We start from the raw sequence: 18990 nt of genomic DNA, 5'->3' as shown, positions 1-18990 counted from the left end.
CATGGCAAAGGGAATACTCGTAGATATACCGAAATGTATCGGTTGTGAAAGCTGTTCAGTAGCCTGCAAATTGTGGAATGAACTGGAATGGGATCCGCAGGAAAAGACTAAGACTGCTACAGACAGAGCAAAGGAACCCAACAACGGCTTATGGCCTGAAGAATGGACATCAATAAACCGTTATAACCTCCAGAAGAACGGCTCATCAGTCGGGAGATATGTCAAAACCCAATGTATGCATTGTGAAGAGCCTGCGTGTGTATCAGCATGTTTCTCCAAAGCCTTACAGAAGCTTCCCCAGGGACCGGTCATCTATGATCAGAAGCTGTGCGTAGGTTGCCGATACTGCATGATGGCCTGTCCATTTGACATATTGAGATACGAATGGAAGAAGTCTATTCCTGGAGTAAGGAAATGCCAGATGTGCCCGACAAGAGTCACTAATAACCAGGAAACAGCATGTACCTCAGTGTGCCCGACTGGAGCCATTACCTTTGGGGACAGAGACGAGTTATTGGCAGAAGCAAAAAAGAGAATCAGAAAAAACGGTTATGTAGACAGAGTATTTGGAGAGAAAGAAGCAGGTGGAACATCCTGGCTTTATATCTCGGATACGCCATTTGAACAGATGAGATTCAGAACGGATGTAACAACTAAGCCGTTGCCTTCTTACACAGAAGGATATATGAAAATGACACCCTTTATAGGAGGTGCCTGGGCGACCATATTAGCCGGATTATATGTATTTAATAATAAAAACAAGGAGCCTCTAGATTAAAATACAGCAAAAATGAATGGAGTGAAATATATGGAACTTGTTACTACATTCGTAAGTCAAGCAGGTGCGAAGTTAAATAGCGTGAGATGGAAGTTTAGAATAACCCCCATGAGATTGGTGTTTATGGCCATTGCGGCCGTGGCCATAGCTGTAATCCTGGTGCGTTTTGTATTAGGCCTGGGAGCAACAACCAACCTGAACGATCAGTGGCCATGGGGACTATGGATCGCCTTTGACGTACTGTTAGGGGTAGCCTTAGCAGGAGGCGGATATGGAACATGCCTTATAGTATACATACTACGCAGAGATAAGTTTTATTCAATAGCCAGAAGTACAATGCTGACATCATTATTAGGTTATATTGTTGTTGTACTCGGGTTATTGATTGAAGTAGGACAATGGTTCAACTTCTGGAGACCCTATGTATCATGGGGGCATGCCAGCGTATTGTTTGAAGTTTTCTGGTGCGTTTCATGTTATACAGTGATTCAGATCCTGGAATTCTGCGAAGTAGCAACCGAGAAAGTATTTAAAGGCTTTCACAAATACCTTAAGAAAGCAATGCCTGTACTGCTGATCGTCGGCATTACCCTGCCGACACTGCATCAATCGTCACTGGGCGAACTGTTTTACCTAATGGTAGGTAAAGAGAACCCGCTTTGGTGGTCGGCATTTCTGCCGCCGTTCTTCTTATTATCCTCATTTTTTGTTGGAGCAGGCATGATTGTTATAGAAAGCAGTCTTGCTGGGAAGGCACTTGATCATAAAGTAGATAACTCAGTCTTAAGAGGATTGGTCAAAATATCTGGCGGAGCTATGCTCTTGTATTTGATCTTAAAGATCGTGGATATAGCGGTAAAAGGAACCGTTGCCAATGTTTTTGCCTTTGATTTGCCCAGTATCATGTACCTGATTGAACTGGTTTTTGGAGTAATAATACCGATTATCATAGCCTTCAGTTCTTTGTCCAGCACCCGTAAGGGCTTAATCTGGTTTGGAATACTTGACGTAGCCGGTGTAATTCTGAATAGGTTTAATGTAGTGTTCACAGGAATGGGCAAATACCTGAATCAATACGGCGGACATTATTCTCCAGCTTGGACAGAGATTATAGTCAGCTTAGGATTAGTATCCATAGCTTGTTTAGTATATCTGTTCATAGTAGAAAACTTCAGTATTATGGGTCATCAAGGATCGGAAGCTGTTGAAGATATAATGACTGAAGTTGATTTCGCTTCCACCGCGAAATAAGCGCTTTATTTCGGCAAAGCTAAACCATTAATCTTGATGGTTTTTCAATCTAACTTATAGCGCAGGGTAAGTAATTCTGCCTGCGCTTTTTTGTATTTAAATAAGAACCGAAAAAGTCAGTGAGTTCCATTGCCAGGATATTCTTTTATATTTGAAGAATGTAGTTTTCTTAGGGGTTGTCGAACAGCCCCTAAGTTAGGAGCATATAACCGTCTTCACAAAAGAGGTGTCTTAATGCTTTATAACTGTCAAATTGTATATAACCCCGCTAATTGTCTTAATAACAAAAAAGCATACGTTAATCTTTGTCGGTTATGTACCGACTCCTGTCCCCATCAAGTTATTTCCATATATGGGGAACTCGATGCCAAACGCTGCACAGAATGTGGGATTTGCATGGCTGTTTGTCCGAGCGACGGATTTGTCTATCGCAACTCTGATAAGCTCTATGAGTATATTCGAAATTCGGAGAAAATCGTTTTGACCTGCCCCCAAGCAATTCCGGCAGGTCATGAGATTCCTTGTCTGGGAATTCTCGATCGGGATTTATGGATGACTCTCATGTTGTATGCCCGAGAGAAGGAATTGACGATATTCACCGGAGAGTGTGCAAATTGTCCAGATAAAAAAGCTTGTGGAATGAGTGTGCAGGTTTTTAAAGAGGTGCATAACACCTGGAAAGATCATCCGCCAGTACGGATTAAAGTTGCAGCTGATGATGGGAACAGTGAATCAGCGATCGGTGAAACGTTGTCAGTTCAAACCCAGAACGAGGAAAAGGGCTGGCGGGACATCGGTCGTGAGAAATTCGAAGCAATGTTAGCGGGGAACACTTCCGGTGAAACATATCTTATTCCGAAGACACGACAATTCTTGGAGGAAACCTGGAAAAACTGTAGATCCGGGATTGAGGTACTTCCTATACCGGCCTTAAATGTGAGCGAAAGTTGTACAAATTGCGGTGAATGTCCGGAGATTTGTCCGCAAGGAGCTTTGACGAAAAAGGAAAGTAAAGAACAGTTGACCTTGATTTATGAACCAATAAAATGCGTCCGCTGTCAAAGATGTGTTAGTATCTGCCGCTCTAAAGCTTTAAGTATGGAAAGTAAATTATTATCTTATCGTTTACTAGTAGGTAAGGTACTTTTGCACCAAGGAAAAAGACGGTTTTGCTCTGGGTGTGGTAAGCAGGTGTTTGATAGCTTTGAGCCAGCAATGTGTATAGATTGTGCAGTGGCTGCAAATGCGAATTGGATTATAGCTGATTCTTGGAACCCTTCAAAAGAGTAGGGGTATGTTGCCCCATTTTGAGTTGATTATTTTCCGGTATCCTCCACTTCGCAGAGCATGAACCTAAGTTAGCTTTAGTGAAGGGATAAAATTATGATCGTAATTATGAAACAGAGAGAAAGCCCATTTGCGGAGGGCTTTCTCTCTGTTTATAGGATAAAATATCAGGTGTTTCTTTGTCTATCGACAATGAAATATCAAAATGAGATTAAGGAGCTTTTTCATCGGTGTAGTTTTCTTGAAACACCTAATTTTTAATTTTGTCCAAAGGAGGATTTTTATGGAATTAGATTGAACATGCTTATTGAAGGTGAAATAAATGAAAATTCATGGAGGTAGTTATGAATATTCTTTTTTCAGTATTGTCCTCAATTAGTACCTTTATAGGGGTAGGTACTGTCTTGCTTTGGTTTCGATATATTAAAAAGAGACCAGTATTTCTGAAAACGGATAGATCAAACAAGGGTATTATTTATCCATCATTATCAGTAATAATTCCAGCCTGTAACGAGGAAGAATCGATTGAACAGGCAGTTAGACAGTTAATCAGTCAAGATTACCCTAATTTAGAGGTAATCGTAGTGAATGACCGCTCTACTGATAAAACTGGGGCGATTTTGGAAAAACTTAAAATTCAATACCCACAACTGAAAGTTATAACTATTTATGATTTACCTCCCAACTGGTTAGGTAAAAACCATGCTGTTTACCAAGGAGTGAAAGAAGCTACTGGCGAGTGGTTACTTTTTACCGATGCCGATGTTATGTTCTCCCTGGGAAGTTTAAAGAAAACTCTTGGATATGCTCTGGAGCACGCGCTAGACCACCTAACAATCACTCCTGATTTGTATTACGGAGGTGTTTTCTACCGTGCCTTTCTTACCTACCTCAGTTTTGCAATTACTGCTACGGTGATGTTTACAAACAAGGTGGGAGTTGGTGCTTTTAACTTAGTGAAAAAATCCGTATACAAGGAAATTGGTGGATACGAAGCAATAGCAATGCGGGTAGCTGATGATATGTCTTTTGGGGAACTTGTGGTAAATAAGGGATACAAACAGGATTTCGGATTGTCGGGTAAAGGCTTTATTATTGTAAAATGGTATAATAACCTTTTTGACCTGCTCAAAGGAATTAAGAAAAACCAGTTTGCACATTTTAAATTCAGTGTTGTTACAACATTAGGAATATGCCTTTATGCTCTGCTAGTGGGGGTTTACCCGTTCGTTGGCATATTTCTCGGACCAATTTGGGCGAGAGCTTTGTGCGGTCTTTCTGTCGTCAGTTTGTTTGGTGTCTACAATTATTTTGCGAAATACTTGAATATCTCCCGTAGTTATGTTGTGATTCACCCTATATCTGTCTTGCTGTACATTGGAGCAATATTAAATTCGATGGTTAAAACTATAAGCCAAGGTGGTATAGAATGGCGAGGAACCATTTATCCCATAAAAGTATTGAAGAAACATATATGAGGGCAAGTCCTCTCGCACCTTATTGGACGAGAGGACTTGCCATAACATTTAGAGATTTAGGGCAAATCAATTTTCAACAATTCCAGAATTTTAAATGATAAATGCAAATGAAGAAATGTATTACTATTATTGATATCGATATTCATAATGGATTCGATTTTCTCAAGCCTGTAGAACATGGTGTTACGGTGAATATTCGAGGCTTTGGCAGATTCGGTGATGTTTTTAGAATGAATAATAAAGGTATACAGACTTCGTGTATAGTCTGTGTTATTCTCGCCATCGTATTCAATTAGTTTCCAAAGAGATGGATGACAATTTTTTCTGAGATTTTCAACCCCGGAAGACTCTGCAAAGTGATAGATGGCATATTCCTCATAGGGATGAAAATAATCTTCCTCATTAAGTAACATGCCCAATCTCAAGGCATCTAAAGACTGGAAATAATGCTCCTGTACTTCTTCCAAATTATGAAAACATCGGCTCATACCGGCATATATATGGTAGGTTTTCAAAAACATCTTTAACTTATTAATCTCGGATTTATAAAACTGGTCGTGATCATCATAACTTATGATTAAAACTATCTTATCCTCGTAAATGACGGCCTTGCTTTTGGGTATCTGATTTTCAAGTTCATTTCTCAAATAAGCCAAAGATGTTTTAGAATTGTCGAAACGACTGATATCCAGCGCGAGAGTGTAAAGATTTTTGCTGAAGCGGATATTTAAAACTTTAATCCGTTCTTGAATGATTTTCCCATCCTTAGTCTTTCCAGTCAAAAGCTCTTCAATAAAGTTTTCATGCATTACTCCTCGTGAATAGTGGATGAATTTATTTTTTTGCAGCTCAATTGCTATAGCCTTAGATAAGAGGATAGCAAGTTCAAGATCTGTATTTTGAAAGGGCTTTTCGTGAGCAATAATCGACAAAAGCGCAATTTGTTTGCCTCCGATTACGACTTTACTCATAATCCGGGGGTATTTTGAATACGGATCTGTCCAGAAAAAAGGAACTTCGCTCTGGTTTACGAGCAGGGTGAGTTTGTTCGAAGTGTAATAATTTACGGAACTTAATGATGCATAACCCGAAGTGACGTATTCATTCCATACAGGGTCGTCCTTGACTTCAGTATTCGAGAAGGCAATCGTTTTTAAACTCGTATCGATCAGCAAGACTGGGTTCCCAAACATTGCATACCCTAGTTCAACTATGTGTTGCAAGCCGCTTTCCCCTGCGAGAGCCTCGAGGAGTTGAAGTGAGTTTTGGGCGAGAAATTGACTGTTACTCAAATTAGTAGTAGATTGTTCCAATTAAATACCTCCCTGCAGCGGAATCGTGCAATGTGAACAAAATCTTCCGGATTATTTCAGATGTATATACAAAGGCTTACAGCTCGAAAAATCGAAATATTAAATATATTAGTTATATTCACTCTAACTAAACATTTTTAGAGTGATTTGTCAAAAACATTATAAACTTCATCTAAGGTGAAATGCAAAAAGGAAAAGAGGCGACAATGATTGATCATAATCGGCGAAAAAATTAACGGTGCTATTCCTTCTGTTGCTAGGGCAATAAAAGAAAACGATGCGGATTTTATCCAGAGTCTTGCTAAAATTCAGGTCGATGCCGGAGCACATTTTATTGATGTCTGCGCATCGACTGACGTCAACATCGAAGTCAAGACTCTGAAATGGCTGATCGATCTGGTCCAGGAAGTCACAGATACGCCAATCTGCATCGATAGCCCTCGTGCCCAGGCTATTGCCGAAGCGATTCCGTTTTGCAAACGGCCGGGACTCATCAATTCCGTATCCGGTGAAGGTGATAAGATTGAGGTCATCTTCCCTACCATCGCGGATACCAAATGGGAATGTGTTGCCCTTTTATGCGATGACAGTGGTATTTCTAAAACTGCTGAGCAACGGCTCGCAGTATTTGCCCACATTATGAAAAGGGCCAAAGAATTTGATATTGCCCCGTCGCGCCTGCACATCGATCCGCTGGTCGAAATGATTTGTACCTCGGAAGACGGCATCAATATGATTGTCGACGTTGTCAAAGAAATCAAAGCACAGTATCCGGAGCTTCATGTGACAGGAGGTTTGAGTAATGTTTCCTTCAATCTTCCAGCCCGAAGACTCGTCAATCAGGCGTTTACTGTGCTGATGATGAATGCCGGAATGGACAGCGGAATTCTCGACCCTACCAACCAAGATTTGCTCGGCATGATCTACTCCACAGAAGCGCTGTTAGGCAGAGACGAATACTGCATGGAATACATTGGAGCCTATAGGGCTAGTTTATTTGGTCAAAAAAATAGATAATAAATATAACGAAGATTAAGGAGGGCTAAACAATGTCTAAAATCCAAGAAGTAAAAACTATGGTCGAAACAGGAAAAGCTAAGCTCGTTCCGGGTTTGGTGCAAGAAGCATTGGATGAAGGAAACGCGGCAGGGGATATTCTTCAGGCGATGATTGCTTCTATGGGGGTTGTTGGGGACAAATTCTCCAAAGGTGAAGCTTATGTTCCTGAAATGCTTATGTCGGCTAAAGCCATGTCCAAGGGTGTCGACGTGCTCAAACCTCTGCTTACCGGTGAGAGCTCATCGTCTTTGGGAACCTGTGTTATTGGGACAGTTCAGGGCGATCTCCATGACATCGGCAAAAATCTCGTTGCCATGATGCTGGAAAGTGCCGGCTTTAATGTGGTGGACCTGGGTGTTGACGTATCCGCTGATAAATTCCTTGAGGCTATTAAACAAAACCAAAACGTAAACTTAGTAGCCTGTTCAGGACTTTTGACAACCACGATGCCGTCGATGAGGGAGACAGTTCAAACGCTCAAAGCCAGCGGCTTAACAGGCTTCAAGGTAATCGTCGGCGGGGCACCTGTAACCCAAGAGATGGCGGATGAAATCGGCGCCGACGGTTTTGCTTCCGATGCCGGAAGTGCTGCTGTCAAAGCTAAAGAATTAGTCAAAGCTTGAAAGACGTTGATAATATAAGGAGGGCGAGGGTTTATGTTAACCAAAAGACAGAACTTGTTGGAAACCATTAGAGGTGGAAATCCCGACCGATTTGTTAAGCAGTATGAGTTTATGAATATGATCATGGAAGTTCCTACGGGATTAGAGATGAAATACGGGCAGACATGGAAAGATCAGTGGGGCATTACCTGGAAGTGGCCGGAAGGCCAAATCGGCATGTTCCCCGTGCATGATGAGGAACACAAGGTCTTGAAGGATATTACAGAGTGGAAAAAGTACGTAAAAGTTCCTGCGATTGACACATCGGATGAAGCATGGGCTGCGGCAATAGCTCATGCAAACGCTGTGGATCGTAATGAAGAATTTGTCACACCCTTTATTGCCCCCGGCGTCTTTGAGATGACCCATCATCTGATGAGCATGGAAGATGCCTTAATGGCTCTGTATGAAGAGCCAGAGGCTATGCATGAGTTTATTGATTGTCTTACTGAGCGGGAGTTAGCCTTTGCTAAAGTATTGATTGATAAAATCCACCCGGATTGTCTTTTCCACCACGATGACTGGGGAGGCCAAACAAACTCGTTTATTTCTCCCAGTATGTTCGAAGAGTTCTTCTTGCCGGCTTACAAGAAAATCTACGGTTTCTATAAAGCGAATGGAGTTGAGCTCATCGTCCACCATAGTGATTCCTATGCGGCTAATCTGGTGCCCTATATGCTTGAAATGGGAATCGATATCTGGCAGGGTGTCATGACAACGAACAACACGCCAGAGCTTATTAAACAATATGGTGGTAAAATTAGTTTCATGGGTGATATTGACAGCGGTGTTGTTGATTTTCCGGCCTGGACACCTGAAATAGCTGCCCGAGAAGTGGAGAGAGCTTGTAAAAATTGCGGGAAGTTATATTTCATCCCTTGTTTAACCATGGGAGGGGCTTGGAGTGCGTTTCCAGGCGTTTACGATAAAGTCAGTGAAGAGATCGACAAAATGAGTAAAGAAATGTTTTAATGATGCTTGTACAACTTCATCATTTCAAACACTACTTGAAGGTTACTGCTCAGGAGTCAGGAGTTCTCTGGCTTTCTGACTTCTGAATACATGAATAGTTATAATGAATGAGATTATTCGGAACTATAGTTAAAGTCAGGGCAAACGAGTTGCCAAATAACGTTGGGTCAAATGGTCGAGAGAGCTTTCAGTGGCTCTCTCTTTTGAAAAATGGATAGATTTACATTCTACCTTAAAGGGGCAATCATATGGAAAAGGTACAAAACGATTTAGTAAAAGAGGCCCTTGAATTAAACGCGACTCATGCCGCGATGGTTGAAGTGACTAAAATTCCGTTTAATGAAGACTTCAGAAAACTATGTGAACAAAATTCCTGTGGTTCATACAATAAAAACTGGATGTGTCCTCCTGCGGTTGGGCCAATTAGTGATTTGATTAAGCGAGTTTCGGGCTTTAAACAGGGCCTTTTGCTTCAGACGGTTCACCAGCTGGAAGATTCCTATGATTGGGAAGGTATGCTCGAGGGACAGGCTAATCACGAAAAAATATTCAGGAAACTTCTTGAGCACGTAGAGAAGAGAAATATCTTTAGTCAGATTCTGCCCTTAAGCGCGGGTCCTTGCATGCATTGTGCAAAATGTGCCTATCTCACAGGAAAAGAGTGCTCTTTTCCCGACAAAGCCATATCATCGGTTGAAGCCTATGGAATTGACGTAACCGCCTTGCTGAAAGGCTGCGGGATACCCTATTCTAATGGTCAAAATACGGTTTCCTATGTGGGATTGATCTTGCTATGAAAATAGATCCTTCGGGTCGGGTAGCTTCGCCCACATCCTGCAAGAAAGTTAATTCGTGCGAAGACAGTGTCTTCGTGTGTCACTCAACATTCCGAGGCTCGCCCACTCGCTTGCGAGGAGCTCCGCCAAACCTCCGGGTAATACCTGATGTGAACCGCTGGCTCCGCTTCCCACGCAACCTTTGTGAGCTTTACCGCCTCTTCATGTGATGAGTTCACTCTTGTGGGCGAAGCTGCCTGCCTTTCGGGTTAACGGATTCTTTAGAATTTTTTTGGAGATTATTTTTGGAGATGGTTTTTAGAGTAGAGCAGTGATGTAATATTATGGTTAAAATGAAGAAGAGAATAGCTTTAGAGTATAATCTGATCGATTAGATTATCAGGAGGGCGTCATGGAGATAAAAGTACTCCCAAACCAAGTGATTACTGCCCGCAGGGATGAAACGTTAATGGACGCCTTAGTCCGCCAGGGTCTTTCTGTTCAGAATGTTTGTAATGGTAAGGGAACTTGTGGCAAATGCAGGGTCCGAATCATGGGAACGGTTCCCTCGCCCACTGAACGTGATCGAAAACATCTGAATGAAACTGAACTTTCGGCTGGAATTCGTCTCGCCTGTGCGGTAGCGCCGGAACAAGGAATGACCATTGAACTTGATGTTGTGGATAATTTGGATCGGAAAGAGGCGGCACTCTTGGGCATGAAGGTTACCACCTTAGACCCTGGGGTGGAGAAGGTCTTCCTTACTCTCAGCAAGCCGACTTTAGCGGACGAACGAGGAGACTGGGATCGTACGGTCGATGAGCTGATCAAGGTTACAGGTAAAGTCATCGTTGGTTCCAATTTAAAGGTTATCGGTAAGGCCACTGAAGTTATCCGTGCCAACAACTATTCACTGAGCGCTACGGTTACAGATCAGGAGATTCTGGATATTGAAGCAGGGGATACCAGGTCGAGCTTGTTGGGGGCTGCCGTCGATATTGGAACAACCAGTGTAGCAGTTGCCTTAGTTGATCTTTTACAAGGAACTATTTTGAAGGTGGTATCAACCGAAAACGAACAAGCTGCTTATGGGGCGGATGTCATTTCCCGTATATCTTTTGCCAATGAAAGCAGGTACAACGCTGCCTTATTGCAAGATGCTATGCGGAGAATCATTAATCGCTTGCTTAATGAACTCAAACAGGCAACAAACGTAAGCCTTAAGGAAATTGTTAAAATGACCATCGTCGGCAATACAACAATGCATCATCTTTTCATCGGGTTAGATGTAGCCCATCTGGCAGTTGCTCCCTTTGTTTCTGTCTGCAATCGTCCGTTAGAGGTTTCAGCTGATGAGTTGGGGTTGGACCTAAATCCTCAAGCTAAGGTATTCCTGTTTCCTAATATCGGAAGCTTTGTGGGGGGAGATACATTAGGAGCTGTTATCGGAGCACCGGAAGTATTAGAACCTGGGAACCATCTTTTAATTGATCTCGGCACCAATTGTGAGTTGTTCTTGAAAACAAACAATACCATGCTGGCTTGTTCAACTGCAGCCGGTCCAGCTTTTGAGGGAGCAGGCATTACGAGTGGCATGAGGGCAAGAAAGGGTGCTATCGAAAGCATTAGGCTTTCTGAACAAGGGGTAAGTTATCAGGTCATCGGCGGCCAGACCCCAATAGGAATTTGCGGTTCCGGCTTGATTGAAGGAATTGACGAGATGAGACGGACCGGGGTAATCAATGTTCAAGGAAGGATTGGCGACCCGGAAGGAATTTCAACCCTTGCTCCAGAGCTGCAACGTCGAATTCGGGGGACTGAAAAAGGCAATGAGTTTGTCCTGGCCTATGGCTCGGACTCAGGGCGGGATATTACCCTCACTCAGAAGGATATTGCAGCCTTTCAATATGCTAAAGGGGCTGTGTGCGCAGGGATTAAAACGCTGGTAGAAATGGCAGGATTAGCGGTATCAGACCTGGATTCAGTGATTTTATCCGGTACCTTTGCCACGTATCTTAAAGCTGAAAATATCTTAAATATCGGCCTTGTTCCTAATATTCCGCCGGAAAGAATAAAGGCTGTTGGAAATGCAGCCCATATGGGTGCTATTCGGGCCCTTCTTGATCAGCATCAGTTAGCCTTCGCGGAAAACTTATACCGGAAGATACGCCATATCGAGCTGGGGGGCAGTGCTACTTTTTCTGATTATTTCATGGAAAGTATGTACCTCGAACGCCTGGAGGAGGAATGTGAAGGGGATTGTGATGATGGAAACTAGCAAACTTGATAGAGCTAAGCACAGTGGACAGAAATATCTGGGCGAGAAAGGACTCCTTGCTTTGATAGGCTTTCTCAGTGCTTTTATCCCGCTGTCCACTGATTTATACCTCCCTGCTCTACCACACATGGCAGATAACTTCCACGTTTCTGTCGGCCTAATTAACCTTACTTTGACGCTCTTCTTTATTTTTTATGCTGCAGCTACCTTGTTATGGGGCCCTCTCAGTGATAAGTATGGCCGCAGGCCCATTTTAATCATTGGCTTGATTCTCTATACAACGGCCAGTGTCTTATGTGCTTTGTCTACAAATGTTTACCAGCTTATCGGCTTTCGGATTTTGCAGGCTGTCGCTAGTGGGGCCGTTACCTCTGTTGCTTCAGCGGTTGTTAAGGATGTTTATGATGGCCGCAAGCGGGAAGCTGTTTTGGCGCTTGTGTTTTCCATGATGATGATTGCCCCAATTATAGCGCCGGTTATCGGTGCCTTTGTCTTAGGGGTAACATCCTGGCGGGGAATTTTTTGGACTTTGTCCGGCGCAGGAATTTTAGCGCTGGCCAGTGCCCTTGCCATGGAAGAAACCATAGAGCATCGCAGTACAGGAAACATTCTCCAGTCCCTTTCTAGGCTCGGGGTAGTGCTGAAGAATCCCGGATTTACTTCATTGCTAGTTACTTTTTCGCTGCGATCAATACCTTTAATGGCTTTCATCTCATCATCATCCTATATTTATATCGATCAATTTGGCTTAAGTGCCAAAGTCTATAGCTATTTCTTTGCCGGGAACGCTGTGTTTATGGTCTTAGGCCCTATGCTTTATATGAGGCTTTCCAGCCGATTTAAAAGCAGGACAATGATAAGTGTCTGTTTCCTGGTACTTTCCCTAAGTGGGTTATTTGTCTGCACTTTGGGAAATCTAAGCCCCTGGTGGTTTGCAGTATCGTTGCTTCCGTCCACCTTGGCGGGAAGTGTCATCGGTCCACCCAGTGCCAATCTAATGCTTGATCAGCAAAAGACAGATACGGGATCAGCCTCTTCTCTGATGAATAGCTCTATTACTATTATGGGAAGCGTGGGCATGATGCTTATTTCCTTTAACTGGGCTAATCGGATATGGGTCCTGGGAGCCTTAAACTTGATTTTCGGACTTTTAAGTTTATTCCTCTGGCAGTGGGTTTCCAAAGGTACGCATGTTATCCAAGTGAAAGACGACAAGGCGACAATATAGAAACACCGTCTAAAAAATTTACGAAAATAGTGAGGGTATTGTCTTTTATGATTTTAAGAGACAATACCCTCGATTTTATTTATTGTTTGCATTCTTTGAGACGCGATGCATCCGGCCTCCATTGTCTTGGCATGATGGTAAACAACCGGAACCCCGTCCGGCATCCGAACTGCTGAAAATAGGCGAAATGGCCTGCTATGCCCCAAATATTCCCAAAACGTTTGACAAATACGTTTTACATTTGTAAAATAATAATAATGAGTTCGACAATTGTAAAATAAGGAGCGTTGGAAATGATAGGCATGCAAAAAATCCCCGACAGTGAGCTGGAAATCATGATGATCATTTGGGATGCGGATAAAAAATTAACATCCGATTATATCATGGATCACCTGGATAAGACTTGGCAGAAAACGACTGTGCTTAATTTTTTAAGCCGGCTTTGCGACCGCGGCTTTTTAACGTGCCACAAGGAAGGCCGGTTAAATATTTATGAGGCCTTGGTAAAAAAAGATGATTATTTGCAAAAGGAAAGCAAGACATTTTTGCGGAAAATGCACCACAACTCCCTGACCAGCTTGGTTGCGGCCCTTTATGACGGAGAAAGCGTTTCTAAGGAAGATTTGAAGGAGCTGAAAAAGTATATAGAGGAGGCGGAATAAATGCTGAATAATATTTTTCTGGTTTCCCTCACCATGTCGGCCGTCATTGTTTTGCTGCTCATAATTTCGCCGTTTTTACATAAAAGGTACAGTGCCAAATGGTGTTATATAGTGTGGCTGGTGTTAGCGCTCCGTCTAGTATTTCCTTGGAGGTTTGAATTGCCTCAGGCGCCTGTTCATCTACCCTCACCGTCCGACCAAACTATTATTCTTAAGCAAGATGGAATGCCGGGCCTGATTATGGGTGACAGTCACCTGGAAAAAGGCGATAACCCCTTTGCTCCTGTTTCTGCATCTTCACCTTCAGCTTCATCTGCAGCGGTTAATGAATCAGCTTCTGCCGGTTATATCCCCGTGATCAACCTGCAGGAATTATTGCTTGTCGTTTGGGCCTTGGGCGCCATGTCTTTTTTCTTGTTCCATATCATCAGCTATATAAAATTCCGGAGAAAAACCAAGCCGTATTGCAGAGAGACTGATCGTACGGTGCTGGACAGTGTTCTCAATTCTATGAAAATAAAAAGCAGGCCACAGCTTTTTAGATGTTCTAAAATAGCAAGCCCCATGCTGACAGGCTTTTTCCAGGCGGCGATTTTATTGCCTGACGTGGATTATACCTGGGAGGAATTGTCTGTCGTCTTACAGCATGAGGTTATCCACTACAAACGGGGCGATATCTGGTATAAACTGCTTTTGCTGACAGCTAATTCTGTACACTGGTTTAATCCCTTCGTCTATTTTATGATCAAGGCGGCCAACCGGGATTTGGAGTATTCCTGCGATGATATCGTGGTCAGAAACAGCGACCTCAATTTCAGGAAAGAATATTCGTTGACCATCCTGAAATCGATGCAAAACAGCCGGACAACCACACTCCATATTTAAACAAATTGAATTCTAAAAGAACTTCCGGTCTGATGTTTGAAAATCAAGACAGGTAATTGGAACTTCAAGAAAGGATGGTTATAAAAATGAATAATTTCCTGAAGCCGCCGGCGCTTTCAACGGGCTTTTCAGAGAGCGGCAAGAGTGCCAAGAAAAGATTTGCCAATATTTTGGACAGGAACAACAAAAAGAGAGGTGTTTGGGCGCTGGTACTTGTCCTAGCCCTGGCAGGTGTTAGCGGCACAATGGTTGCTTGCAGCAAGGGACAGGTAAGCGCCGGTAATGGGCAGGAAAACACCAACAATCAACAGGAAAGCACCAACAAGGGACAGCAAAGCGCAAGCGCCCTGGACCAGCCGGACGGCTATGCCAAAAAATTATATCAATATCAAGGAACTAATACCGGTGATAACTCAACGGTAGCCGCAATTATCCACGCGCTTAACTATATAGATTTGCCGCTGAAATCCATCGAGCTCAAAACGGATAGCGAGCCTTATGGAATTACGGTCAATTATCAGGTCGACAGCAGGGCCAATTATCGTTTTCCCGAAGATATTTTAACCGGCTGGAATAAAAATGCGGCCGTGATGTTTAGCTTAATTCCCAACGCCAGCGAGATTTCATTCAGGCTTTATGATCAATACGGTGAATTTGTCGGGTATAATCCCAACCGGGAAAGCTTAAGCGAAGTTTACGGAATGGATTATTTTACTTCCGTCACAGTGAAAGGGGCTGCGGTCAGCCTGGATTCCTTTACAAATTATCTGAACAAGGTTTCCACCATAAAAAATATGGAGGATTTTTACGGCGAAGGACAAAAGCAAAGTTCAGCGAGAGAAAAGCAAATCTATTCCGTGATCGGGGACGATCGTGAAATCACTGTAAACAGCGGTACGGGATTTTCGGTCACGATAACGGACGCCTTTGCCGCCAATCCTCCCATCAAAGAACTAACGAATCAAAAGGAGCTATTAGCACAATATAAAGGCAAAAAGATCACGTTTTCAACCTATCAAATCAACAATTTTAAAACAAACGACAGAACATTTTACCTGTTTGCTTTTGACGGGGAGAAACTGATTGCTTATGCTGATTTAAAAACAGCCGCCTCCGAGCAGAATGTCATCAGGACATTAAACGGTTTACAGTAGAGAGACCCTATAATTGTTTTGAAAAATATTCCCTCCAGTTTAAGTGCAAGTATTGTGCAAGTATTGGGGACGGTTCTTGACTTGCATCAAGCTATTGCTAATGGTATAATTATCCTAAATTGGGTTATTGAGAAGGGGAGATATATGCCAAGAGTACAAAGGATCAAAGGCGAATTTTCTACATATCATGTGGTACAGCGGGGTAATGAGAAAAAGAACATATTCCGGAGCGATGAAGACAAGCTTAAGTTTTTAGAGATTGTATCGAAGGCTAAGGAGAAGCACAGTTTTTTAATCTATGCATACTGTCTAATGAACAATCATGTCCATCTCCTTATTAACGATAATGGCAATGACATTTCTAAACTAATGAAAAGCATCAATGTGAGTTATGTTTCATACTTTAACCGCATTTATGAGAGGTGTGGGCATCTTTTTCAGGATAGGTTTAGGAGCGAGGTAGTCAAAGACGATCGTTATTTGTTAGAGGTTAGTCGCTATATCCACAATAATCCGGTGAAGGCCAAGATTGAAACAAAACCGGGCGGTTTCAAGTGGAGTAGTTATAATATATACTCTGGAAAAGCCAGCGATGATTTTGGTCTATTAGATACAAGTAAGATATTAGGTTTCTTCATGGGCTCAAAAATGAAGTCCGTATCTGAATATGAGAAATTTGTTGCTAATTATGGAGAGTTCGAGGGTCACATACTAGATATTAATGAGGAATATGAGGATTTTGGGCAAGAGAAGCGTGATCGTAAGCACGAATTTTCTTTGGCCAAAGTGCGGATTGAACAAATGTTAGATGAAGAAAAAATGACTATAGAAAAATTATTGGAGAATAAATCCCTGAGAAATGAGATGATTCGAACTGCTCGAAAGAATTACTCCCTTAATCTAAAAGATCTTGGTGAGTTATTCGGAGGAATAAGCGAGTCTCAAGTAAGTCGGATTGTGGTTAAGTAAATGGCAAGTCAAGTATGCAAGTGCAAGAACCGTCCCCGACTTGCACCAGTGCAAGAACCGTCCCCGACTTGCGGAAATGAGGTGCGAATTGATGGATAAGTTAATGGAAAAATGCAAAGTAGCGCTTGCAACCTTTCCTGAGATTGAGTTGGCTTACTGGTTCGGATCACGCGCTGTGGGAAAAGGGACCCCTCTGAGTGATTGGGATTTTGCCGTTAAATATAATAAAGACATGACCTGGAAGGAACAATTAAATATTCGTTCAACTATTGCTGATAGTCTGGAAACGGATGACATCGATTTAGTGGATTGGGATCAGGCCCCCCTCCCCCTGCGTTATGCTGTCGTACAGGAAGGCGTCTTGCTTATTAGTCGCAATGAGAGCTTAAGGGTAGATTTAGAAACAAAAACACGGTCTCGTTATTGGGATTTTGAACCTTGTTTAAGAGAGCATCAGGAGGCATTCTTTCGGCGCGTTGCAGAAAGGGGATTATAAGTGGTTAATCGCACAAAGGTCGAACGGCAATTAGAGCTAATCAAAGAGTATTTAGAATTCTTACAAGAAATTCAAACTCTTCCCGAAGACGAGTTTTCTGCGACCAAAAGAAATTTTCATAGTGCTGAACGTTGCTTACAGTTAGTCATCGAATGCTTAATTAATATTGGAAACCATATTATTTCTGATCAAAGTTTGCGAGCCCCGAAAGATTATGCGGATATTTTTAAGGTACTCGCAGAAAATTGCATTTTATTAACGGAGGATGCGCTGACCCTAAAACAAATGGTGCAATTTCGTAACCGGCTCGTCCATGTTTATTGGGATATTGAACCCAAAGTATTGTGGCAGATTATTCGGGAAGAGTTAGGAGATATCGAACGGTGCGCACGAAACTTGGCTAAATATGCTCAAAATCACTGATCTCGCGAAAGGGTAGATACCTGACGACAATAAGAGGGCTTTAATAGGAGTGAGGTTTAGAATATCCGTGAGCAGTCTGTGCAAGTGCAAGAACCGTCCCCGACTTGCGCCCATAGGGAGGAATTGTGTCAATGAGTGAGACAATTAAGCATAGAGTATCCAAACAAGAACCGTCCCTACTTGTACCATTTGCATTAAATATCCGTGAGCGGTCCGAAAAGGAAGAAGAGCGTCTTTCGCCTTATGCTGCTAAAAGCAAGGATGCCAGGCGGGAACGCTTGGAAGAAGAGTGTCCGATTCGTACTAAATTTCAACGAGATCGAGATCGGATATTACATAGCAAGCCGTTTAGGCGCCTAAAACATAAAACTCAGGTTTACATCGCTCCTTCGGGGGATCATTATCGAACTCGTATGACGCATAGTTTAGAAGTATCCCAAATATGCCGAACAATCGCTCGGGGGTTGCAATTGAATGAAGACCTCATCGAAGCAATTGCTTTAGGGCATGATGTGGGGCACACTCCCTTTGGGCATGTCGGGGAGGAGGCTTTGCGGCGAATTATTAAGTACTTTGAGCATAATGAGCAGTCGATTCGTATTTTGAAAGTACTAGCTCGTGATGGACAGGGGTTAAACCTCACCGAACCCGTTCTGGACGGAATTTTACATCATACCGGAGATGGTATACCCAAGACTCTTGAAGGGCAGATTGTGAAAACTGGAGACCGCATTGCTTATCTTTGTCATGATTACGATGATGCTTTACGGGCCGGTTTACTTCTCCCAAGTGACCTGCCGGAGATTGTTAAGCGGACACTGGGGGTTAAACCAAGCGATATGATTACCACGATGGTTATAGATATGATTGAGGCGTCTCAGGGACAAAACCATATTGCACAGACGAGCGAGGTCGGTGGTGCGATGCACGAATTTAGGCAATTTATGTTTGCCAGAGTATATAATAGCCCAACCTTGCGCGAAGAGCGGCGTAAAGGGCAATACATTGTTCAAGCGCTTTATGAATATTATCGACAGAATACGTTCAAACTGCCCCAAGATTTTTTAATTTGGGCTAACGGTGACGAAACCCAGGCGGTTGCTGATTATATATCTGGGCTGACAGATAATTATGCGATTGATCTGTTTCAGAGATTGTTTGTTCCGCGCTAGTTTGCTAACAATAGATAGTTGTAGATAACAGCAGAAGAAAAGTGGTTGAGAGCTAGGCTCTCCACCACTTTTCTTCTGCCAATGACCCTTAGAAAGTATAAGTTGCGAATAACAGAAGTAAACTAAAGAGACGACACAAAAGAGTCT

Annotated in this window: 18 protein-coding genes; 17 read left to right on the top strand and 1 reads right to left on the bottom strand. The window is 42.7% G+C overall.

What is annotated here, in order from left to right:
* Position 1: 1 nt before the first annotated feature.
* The 4 genes from DSBG_RS03415 (at position 2) to DSBG_RS03400 (ending at position 4794) form a co-directional block, all read left to right on the top strand.
* Positions 2-778 (top strand): 4Fe-4S dicluster domain-containing protein, encoded by a 777-nt coding sequence (locus DSBG_RS03415; RefSeq protein ID WP_068962819.1) that lies wholly within the window; start codon positions 2-4, stop codon positions 776-778.
* 30 nt (positions 779-808) lie between these two features.
* Complete coding sequence (nrfD, locus tag DSBG_RS03410) at positions 809-2029, top strand: NrfD/PsrC family molybdoenzyme membrane anchor subunit (protein ID WP_068962818.1); 1221 nt, start codon at positions 809-811, stop codon at positions 2027-2029.
* 234 nt (positions 2030-2263) lie between these two features.
* A complete protein-coding gene (locus DSBG_RS03405; protein WP_068962817.1) occupies positions 2264-3319 on the top strand; it encodes a 4Fe-4S dicluster domain-containing protein in 1056 nt (351 codons plus the stop codon).
* Between the two features lie 341 nt (positions 3320-3660).
* Positions 3661-4794: a glycosyltransferase family 2 protein gene (locus DSBG_RS03400; RefSeq protein ID WP_068962816.1), complete on the top strand. Its 1134-nt coding sequence runs from the start codon at positions 3661-3663 to the stop codon at positions 4792-4794.
* 56 nt (positions 4795-4850) lie between these two features.
* On the opposite strand, the gene DSBG_RS03395 is transcribed toward DSBG_RS03400, so the two are convergent.
* The gene (locus DSBG_RS03395; RefSeq protein ID WP_068962815.1) at positions 4851-6107 is read right to left on the bottom strand and encodes a PucR family transcriptional regulator; all 1257 of its coding nucleotides are present in this window, start codon (positions 6105-6107) and stop codon (positions 4851-4853) included.
* A gap of 210 nt (positions 6108-6317) precedes the next feature.
* Here DSBG_RS03395 and DSBG_RS03390 point away from each other — a divergent pair, with 210 nt between their 5' ends.
* From DSBG_RS03390 to DSBG_RS03330, 13 genes are all read left to right on the top strand, one after another.
* Positions 6318-7124: a methyltetrahydrofolate cobalamin methyltransferase gene (locus tag DSBG_RS03390; protein ID WP_068962814.1), complete on the top strand. Its 807-nt coding sequence runs from the start codon at positions 6318-6320 to the stop codon at positions 7122-7124.
* 32 nt (positions 7125-7156) lie between these two features.
* On the top strand, positions 7157-7789 hold the full coding sequence (locus tag DSBG_RS03385) for a corrinoid protein (protein WP_068962813.1): 633 nt from the start codon (positions 7157-7159) through the stop codon (positions 7787-7789).
* Between the two features lie 33 nt (positions 7790-7822).
* Entirely contained in the window at positions 7823-8800 is a 978-nt protein-coding gene (locus DSBG_RS03380) for a uroporphyrinogen decarboxylase family protein (protein ID WP_068962812.1), read from the top strand.
* A 248-nt stretch (positions 8801-9048) separates the two neighbouring features.
* A complete protein-coding gene (locus DSBG_RS03375) occupies positions 9049-9597 on the top strand; it encodes a DUF2284 domain-containing protein (protein WP_068962811.1) in 549 nt (182 codons plus the stop codon).
* Positions 9598-9988: 391 nt separating this feature from the next.
* A complete protein-coding gene (locus DSBG_RS03370) occupies positions 9989-11854 on the top strand; it encodes an ASKHA domain-containing protein (protein ID WP_068962810.1) in 1866 nt (621 codons plus the stop codon).
* The gene (locus DSBG_RS03365) at positions 11826-13082 is read left to right on the top strand and encodes a multidrug effflux MFS transporter (protein WP_348980958.1); all 1257 of its coding nucleotides are present in this window, start codon (positions 11826-11828) and stop codon (positions 13080-13082) included. Before DSBG_RS03370 ends, DSBG_RS03365 begins: the two co-directional genes overlap by 29 nt.
* A gap of 293 nt (positions 13083-13375) precedes the next feature.
* On the top strand, positions 13376-13744 hold the full coding sequence (locus DSBG_RS03360) for a BlaI/MecI/CopY family transcriptional regulator (RefSeq protein WP_068962809.1): 369 nt from the start codon (positions 13376-13378) through the stop codon (positions 13742-13744).
* Positions 13745-14629, top strand: a complete 885-nt coding sequence (locus DSBG_RS03355) for a M56 family metallopeptidase (protein WP_068962808.1) — start codon at positions 13745-13747, stop codon at positions 14627-14629. It abuts the gene before it with no gap.
* An 86-nt stretch (positions 14630-14715) separates the two neighbouring features.
* Positions 14716-15783: a DUF4825 domain-containing protein gene (locus DSBG_RS03350; RefSeq protein WP_068962807.1), complete on the top strand. Its 1068-nt coding sequence runs from the start codon at positions 14716-14718 to the stop codon at positions 15781-15783.
* An 18-nt stretch (positions 15784-15801) separates the two neighbouring features.
* Entirely contained in the window at positions 15802-16752 is a 951-nt protein-coding gene (locus tag DSBG_RS03345; protein WP_176716155.1) for a transposase, read from the top strand.
* A gap of 91 nt (positions 16753-16843) precedes the next feature.
* Positions 16844-17248 carry a type VII toxin-antitoxin system MntA family adenylyltransferase antitoxin gene (gene mntA / locus DSBG_RS03340; protein ID WP_068962805.1) on the top strand — a complete coding sequence of 135 codons (405 nt, stop codon included), beginning with the start codon at positions 16844-16846 and terminating at the stop codon, positions 17246-17248.
* Positions 17249-17671, top strand: a complete 423-nt coding sequence (gene hepT / locus DSBG_RS03335; RefSeq protein ID WP_068962804.1) for a type VII toxin-antitoxin system HepT family RNase toxin — start codon at positions 17249-17251, stop codon at positions 17669-17671. It begins immediately after the preceding gene.
* A gap of 131 nt (positions 17672-17802) precedes the next feature.
* Entirely contained in the window at positions 17803-18843 is a 1041-nt protein-coding gene (locus DSBG_RS03330; protein ID WP_242877393.1) for a deoxyguanosinetriphosphate triphosphohydrolase, read from the top strand.
* Positions 18844-18990 lie beyond the last annotated feature (147 nt).

This window comes from Desulfosporosinus cupriresistens (assembly GCF_001707885.1).
Lineage (GTDB): Bacteria > Bacillota > Desulfitobacteriia > Desulfitobacteriales > Desulfitobacteriaceae > Desulfosporosinus.
Note: the sequence above shows the minus strand (reverse complement) of the source record. Positions and strands in the feature narration are given on the sequence as shown.